The sequence below is a fragment of the Brasilonema angustatum genome, from assembly GCF_059505445.1.
Genome location: NZ_JCACKO010000023.1, coordinates 55,850 through 62,661 on the forward strand (window position 1 = coordinate 55,850; position 6,812 = coordinate 62,661).

Here is a 6,812-nt window from a genome sequence, read left to right on the forward strand (position 1 = left end):
CTTTTCAAGTCCTTTAGATCATTGTCCTTTACAACTATCCACACTTGTTAATAACTCTAAATTCGCCCATTAATATTTCTGCCTAAACCATGCAAAACTTAAGATTTTTTGCAATTCCCATGCCTAGTATATCGTTGGATGGTTTTTGCCCCTTTACCCACAGGAGAATTTCTACTTATGGTAAGGATTGGGATTTACGAAGAAAATCCCTAGTCGTGGGAGTATGGGAGTGTTAGGGCAGCGTTAAGGTTTGCGCAGCGCCCCTTTTAGGGGCTAGTGGACCGTAGGTCGCCGTAGGCTGGGAGTATGAGAGTGTGGGAAAACATTTTTCCTTCTTTTTTCTCTTTTTTCCTCTTTCCCTCCTGATCCCCTCAGCCCTCTATCGCTGGTCGATGGGAGTGTAAGAAACGTCGTGCTTACCGTCGTAAACCTGGGTAGGACGGAAAATCCGGTTTTCTTCTAGCTGTTCTTTCCAATGTGCTAACCAACCAGCTACACGGGCGATCGCAAATATTGGTGTAAACAAATCTGTAGGAATTCCCAACTTTCTGTAGACCAAACCTGAATAAAAGTCAACATTGGGATAAATTCCTTTGTGACCGAGTTTTTCCTCGACCACCCTTTCCATTTCTACGGCAATGTCATAATACTTGTCATGCCCAAACTTGGTAAACAGCTGTTCTGCCAAGTTCTGTAAAATGGTGGCGCGTGGGTCTTTCACTTTGTACACACGATGTCCAAAGCCCATAATCTTGGCTTTGCGTTCCAGACGACCTTCTATGTAGGGACGCACATTTTCTACAGAGCTAATTTCTTCCAACATCTCAATGACTTCTTCATTCGCCCCACCGTGTAGCGGTCCTCCTAACGTTCCCACCGCACTAGCTACCACTGCGTATGGATCAGTTAGAGTAGACGCTGTTACCCTTGCACTGAAGGTGGAAGCGTTCATTGTGTGTTCAGCGTGAAGTATCAAGCAGATATCAAAAATCCTCGCCGCCAATGGATCAGGTTCTTTCTCATTGAGCATGTACAGAAAATTGCCGGAATAGTCCAAGTCCGCATGGGGACGTATTGCATCGTTCCCATTTCGCATTAACTGGAACGCCGCCACCATTGTCGGAATCTTTGCTATGAGGCGAACGACAGCATCCCGAATGTAAGCTGGATTATTCAAGTCACGACGCGAATAAAACAAGCCTAATGCTGCAGCTGAGGCTTGCAGTGCATCCATCGGATGACCGCTTTCAGGAAAGCACTTCATCATGTCGCAAATGTGATACTTTATCCGCCTGTGAGAGTGAACTTCATCCTCAAATGCTGTAAGTTCTCTCGATGTGGGCAACTCATCCCAAATTAGCAGATAAGCAGTTTCCAAAAATGTACTTTTTTCTGCTAGTTCCTCAATCCGGATGCCACGATATTCTAGTATTCCCTTTTGCCCGTCAACATTGCTAATTCCGGATTGGGCGGCGGGAATGCCATCCAAACCAGGCTTATATTCGCACACCATCATGGCAACACCATCTGCTTTTTTTTTGAAAGATTTTTTCAGGCTAACTTACCAGAAATTGTTATCACCATAACAGTATCCGTTCTCCTAAAAGTTCTTTCAGAAACGTTACTCTACTGTTAGAGCAAGTACTTGGGTGGCGTCAACCAAAATATCTGACTACGACCCAGAGGGGAGCCTTTTTCTGGTAGTTTTACCCCAATCATACCCGCTTTTTTCAAAACTAACGTTGCTTTTGCTTGTCCCCATAAAAGAATTTCTGCCCAAGCGCTCAAATCTGGTTCATGTCCAACCAAAGCAAGTTGGGTTTGGGGTGAATAATTTTTTGGACTCAACCAGTCCACAACCCAATTTTCAATCCGACCATCTGGCGCAAGATAAGAACATTCCTCTACTTTGGAACTCAGTCCTGCAGCTATAAGAATTTGTGCTGTTTGGCGAGATCGTATTAAGGGACTGGTCGCAATCAAATCAAAATGTAAGCCCAGCTTTCGCAATCGCTGGGCTACTTTGTCTGTTTTTTCGCGACCTTCTTTTGTCAGTGAGCGTTCGTCGTCTTTAAGATCTGGTCGCCTTTGTTCAGCAATTCCATGACGGATTAAATACAGTTCCACGGCGGAGTGTCCTTTGTGAGCATAAGCTGTTTGGAGGCGAGGCAGTGCGAATAAACGCTCGTCGATGCAAGTGGTGTTTTACCCACACAGTGAAGGAAATACCCCAAGGATATTTAGTCCTTAGTCCTTTGTCTTTGGTAACCAAGGACTAAGGGATGGCAGGTGCTACAACGTGCTTAACCCGACGCCAGTCGCCTCAACGGAGGTTCCCTCCGTTGAGGCGCTAGCTCCCTCCGGGTTCACCAGTCGCCTACGGCGGGAAACCCGCCTGCAGCGCTGGATTCACCGCAACGCACTGCCTCCTGATGATTCTACTCCGACTGTATTGGATTATCTTTTGGATTCACTAACCTTAAAAGCTTCTGCTTAATCTGAGAATCGAAAACTTCCCATTTCATCTTCGCATAAGCAGAATTTTCATTACCTCCAGATAAGAAACCCATCGGAATTTCAAACCCACCTGCGCTTGTCCGTCCACCACCAAAAAAGCGTCCGCTGCTATCTTGACCGAAGGCTTCTTTAATGAACTCATCAGGATCAAGGGTTAGTTTGGTTGTTCTTAAAGAACCAATCACCACCTCTAGTTCTTCATCTTCATCGTGAACGATACCATACACAACAGCTGTGTGGACGTTTTCTTCTGTCACAATAAAATCTGCCGCTTGGGGAATAGCATCGCGGTCATCGTAGCGTAAGTAACCAACACCAGCAATAGAAAAGTTATTTTGCACGATGCGGTTTTTGAGCGATCGCTCTATAACATCCATGACTCGCTTAGAACGATTCGCCTGTAGAATCGCGTTCAGCAACTGCGCGTCATAAAATCTACTTAAATACGCTGCCGCCATAAAATCTTCTTCCTGTGCTTGCATCAGTCTATTAGTATCCGATCGCAAGCCATGCATCAAGGCAGTCGCGCATTTTACATGTTGATTTATACTGCTATCTAGAGTGAGTAACCCGTACTGTAAGTATTGAGTGAAAATCGTTGCTGTTGCTCGTACAGAGGGACGAACATCAAAGAATTCTGATTTGATGTCACTTTGTAAACTGTGGTGGTCAATAACCGCCACTATTGGTATCCCTACCTCTTGCACAATTGGTACTAGCTGAGAAGTCGTTCCCTGGTTGTCTATGAGGACAAAACCTTGGTAGGAAGATAAGTCTTTGCTTTTGAGTGTTTGTACTGTCCAACGCTGCGCGGGTAAGCCTGTCAGCTTGACCAAAGCAATATTTTCTTGATGGCTCAAAGCACCAGCGTAAATGATGTCACATTTTATATCGTATTGCTGAGCTATGAGCTGGTAAGCCCAAGCACACGATAAAGCATCAGGGTCTGGAAAATCTTGAAGAATAATTAACTGGCGTTCTTGTTTATGGGCAAGAAACGTGTTGTGCAGCTCTTCTGATTTCTGATTTAGCAATGAATTGTTACGCAGACCCACAAAAGAACCATCACCTATAAATGCTGTACCTGAGTGTCTAGTGAGTGGAACTTCTGGTAAATCTTTGTTGTCTATTTCAAAATCGTCTGGAGTAGGATCACCCGTTAATGGCAAACTCGAAATCTGAGTCACAGAAGAATTAAAGTGCATACGAAACGTTTTTATAAGTGTGAGGCTCCTTTTTTTCATCAATAGATACTACAGTTTGTATTTCAACACTTCAGCCACACATTACAATCTTTGCAGAAATATCAGAGCATGACATATTATCTCTGAGCCTCTTTTTTTGTCAAGAACTTATCGTTGCTAACTTGCCAGGAAAACGCCTTTAGTACCTACCCCTGATTTTTTGGTAGATTCAGAACGCACCCTGTTGTTTTTGGCCTTAGTATGTGTTATGCTAGCAAAAGTGCCCAAGAGGATTAATACGCTTAATTGCTGCTTTATTATTCATCAGGTAATCAGCTTTTTCGGTTGATCTCTATAAAAATCTGTGAATAAGTTACAATCAAGCGAAAAAGCAAAAAACTGACAACTGCCTGCCTTGTTCAGATTTAGCAGAAGGTGTCAGAGTCCTATAACGTATTTTTGCCATTCTTGGTGAGTACCACTTTTGAGATGTTTGGTGACCTCAAAGTAAAGACTACTATAGGGTCGGCGCGGATTATGGCGTAAGTTCATGTGAGCTTCATTCGGCGTGCGACTACCCTTTCTAACATTGCAGCGGACACATGCTGTAACAATGTTTTCCCAACTATCGCCGCCACCACGTGATCGTGGAATGACATGATCTAAAGTTAAATCATCGCCAGTGTAACCGCAATACTGACAAGTATGACTGTCGCGATGCAGTATATTCCGACGAGTCAAAGGAATCTCCTTATAAGGAACGCGCACATAATGGCGTAACCTTATAACTGTCGGAAGCGGAAAGTCTAAGTAGAGTTGCGTGTTATTAAACTCTACTCGCTCTGCTTTGCCTTTAATCAGTAACACGACAGCTCGCCGCCAGCTCGTGATATTGAGCGGTTCGTAAGAGGCGTTTAAAACTAAAACCTTCCCCATTGATAGGCGCTCAGGCTATTATTTTTACATATATTAACACAATTATATTCAGCTTTGGTGATGAAAAAAAATTATACTATTCCAATAGTTAAAACTACAAATAATAAAAAGTCAAGATCTAAGGATAATTCTCCTTTTTACGAGAACTAGGGTGTAGGGGGTAGGGAAAAATATTTTTTAAAGGTGGTATCGCGCCCACCAAAATTAAAGATGTATGTAGAGACACGCAGTGAGATGAAATGAGCGTGTCCTTATTTCAGTCTCACGTTTTTAAACGTTCGTCCCCACACTCCACACCCCATACCCTACACCCTTTGAAACTAACTCTGTGTTCATGATCTTGTGTCAATTCCAAAATAAGAGGTAAACTTCTTGATTAATCACGATTAGGCTTCTTGCAGTGAGAATGAAAATGATTTAGAAGCTAAAAACTGGTGTGATAGGAGTCATTCAAGATGTTGAGCCATGAGCAAACCTCTAGTGTAACCTCTAATCAGGAGTCAAATACCTACCCCTGGTTATCCCAACGTGCTTGGGTGGAAATTAATTTGTCAGCATTATCGTATAACGTCAAGCAGCTTTTAAGCATACTGTCACCGCAGACCCAACTGATGGCAGTGGTAAAAGCCGATGCTTATGGACATGGAGCATTCACAGTTGCCCAAACCGTGTTAGAATCGGGAGCCAGTTGGTTAGGAGTCGCTACAATTCCAGAAGGAATTCAACTGCGGCAAGCGGGAATTAAAGCTCCAATCTTAATACTAGGTGCAACCCATACCCCAGAGCAAATTCATGCGATCGCTCAATGGAAACTTCAACCAACACTCATATCTCCCAAACAAGCTTTAGTCTTTTCCAATACTCTAGAAGCGATCCATCATAACAAGACCTCACTCCCTGTACACGTTAAATTAGACACGGGAATGTCCAGGTTAGGAACAAATTGGCAAGACGCTGCTGAGTTTGTTCAGCTTGTGGAACGGTTACCTCATCTAACTATCGCTAGTATATATTCTCACTTGGCAACGGCAGATAGTCTTGATCCTACAACGATGAAACAACAGCAACAACGATTTGAGCAAGTTATTGCTGAACTAAGAACAATAGGGATAGAAGCGCCTTGTCTACATTTAGCCAATTCAGCTGCAACCTTAAGCGACAAAGCATTGCACTACGATATTGTGCGTGTAGGTTTAGCTGTATACGGACTCTACCCAGCTGATCATTTTCGCTTAAGCATAGACTTGAAACCCGTTTTACAAGTCAAAGCACGAGTCACGCAAGTAAAAACCATTCCTCCTGGAACAGGCGTCAGCTACAGTCATCAATTTATTGCCTCAGATGAACTCCGTCTTGCTGTGGTAGGAGTTGGTTACGCAGATGGAGTTCCTCGTAATCTTTCCAACAAAATGCAAGTGTTGATTCGCGGTCAACGAGTGCCGCAAATTGGCACAATTACAATGGATCAGTTGATGCTAGATGTAAGTGCATTAGCAGATGTGCAAGAAGGCGAAGTCGTCACTCTACTTGGAACAGAGGGAAAAGAACAAATTACTGCAGAAGATTGGGCAAATCAGTTAAATACAATTTCTTGGGAAATTCTCTGCGGGTTTAAGCACCGTTTGCCTCGTGTTGCTGTGGCTTAGCTAATTTCGATACAAGCCGAGTTGCTGAGAAGTCTATACTTACCCGTTCCACAAGTGTAGGAGTTTGTCACTCAAAGCTGATTATTGGTTCGCGGTTAGTGGTTCGTAGTTAGTTAAACAACTAACTACGAACCACTAATAACCAACCGTTAGATATTGCAAGACATAAGTTTGTTATGATATAGTAGTTATCTAGTGAATGCGGATGTGGCGGAATTGGCAGACGCGCTAGATTTAGGTTCTAGTGCCGCAAGGCGTGAAGGTTCAAGTCCTTTCATCCGCATTATTAAAGAATGGTAATTCAGTGATTATGTTCGCAGGCATTTTTTGTAACCTGCGTAATGTGTGACTGTTAATTCCCCAATGGTTGTGATCAATTGAAAATTGATCACAACCATTGGGGAATTGTTTTTTCTCACCCCTATCCTATTGCTTGCCCGAGAGCAATCGCCCCCAAGTATAGTTGAGGCTTACACTAGGTAGAGTCGAGAGGAGGTATTATCCTCCGTCCCTCTCTGTTAGATCCGGA

The 6,812-nt window shown here is 43.4% G+C and carries 5 protein-coding genes and 1 tRNA gene; 2 read left to right on the forward strand and 4 right to left on the reverse strand.

Annotated elements, in window-relative coordinates; all coding sequences use genetic code 11:
• Window positions 1–379: 379 nt before the first annotated feature.
• From AC5JM2_RS06020 to AC5JM2_RS06035, 4 genes are all read right to left on the reverse strand, one after another.
• Complete coding sequence (locus AC5JM2_RS06020; RefSeq protein WP_495833996.1) at window positions 380–1,516, reverse strand: citrate synthase; 1,137 nt, start codon at window positions 1,514–1,516, stop codon at window positions 380–382.
• Window positions 1,517–1,632: 116 nt separating this feature from the next.
• Window positions 1,633–2,127, reverse strand: a complete 495-nt coding sequence (sixA, locus tag AC5JM2_RS06025) for a phosphohistidine phosphatase SixA (RefSeq protein ID WP_495833997.1) — start codon at window positions 2,125–2,127, stop codon at window positions 1,633–1,635.
• Window positions 2,128–2,438: 311 nt separating this feature from the next.
• The gene (locus AC5JM2_RS06030; protein ID WP_495833998.1) at window positions 2,439–3,722 is read right to left on the reverse strand and encodes a DHH family phosphoesterase; all 1,284 of its coding nucleotides are present in this window, start codon (window positions 3,720–3,722) and stop codon (window positions 2,439–2,441) included.
• Between the two features lie 417 nt (window positions 3,723–4,139).
• A complete protein-coding gene (locus AC5JM2_RS06035; RefSeq protein ID WP_495833999.1) occupies window positions 4,140–4,637 on the reverse strand; it encodes an HNH endonuclease in 498 nt (165 codons plus the stop codon).
• Between the two features lie 455 nt (window positions 4,638–5,092).
• Between AC5JM2_RS06035 and alr the strand changes: the two genes are divergently transcribed.
• Window positions 5,093–6,283, forward strand: coding sequence for an alanine racemase (gene alr / locus AC5JM2_RS06040; protein ID WP_495834000.1), 1,191 nt, complete (start codon window positions 5,093–5,095; stop codon window positions 6,281–6,283).
• 201 nt (window positions 6,284–6,484) lie between these two features.
• Window positions 6,485–6,566 (forward strand) — tRNA-Leu (locus AC5JM2_RS06045).
• Window positions 6,567–6,812 lie beyond the last annotated feature (246 nt).

What these genes read in the sequence shown, in the direction of transcription:
- alr (WP_495834000.1), top strand. Translation starts at nt 5,093, where the DNA reads ATGTTGAGCCATGAGCAAACCTCTAGTGTAACCTCTAATCAGGAGTCA.
- AC5JM2_RS06020 (WP_495833996.1), bottom strand. Translation starts at nt 1,516, where the DNA reads ATGATGGTGTGCGAATATAAGCCTGGTTTGGATGGCATTCCCGCCGCC.
- AC5JM2_RS06030 (WP_495833998.1), bottom strand. Translation starts at nt 3,722, where the DNA reads ATGCACTTTAATTCTTCTGTGACTCAGATTTCGAGTTTGCCATTAACG.
- AC5JM2_RS06035 (WP_495833999.1), bottom strand. Translation starts at nt 4,637, where the DNA reads ATGGGGAAGGTTTTAGTTTTAAACGCCTCTTACGAACCGCTCAATATC.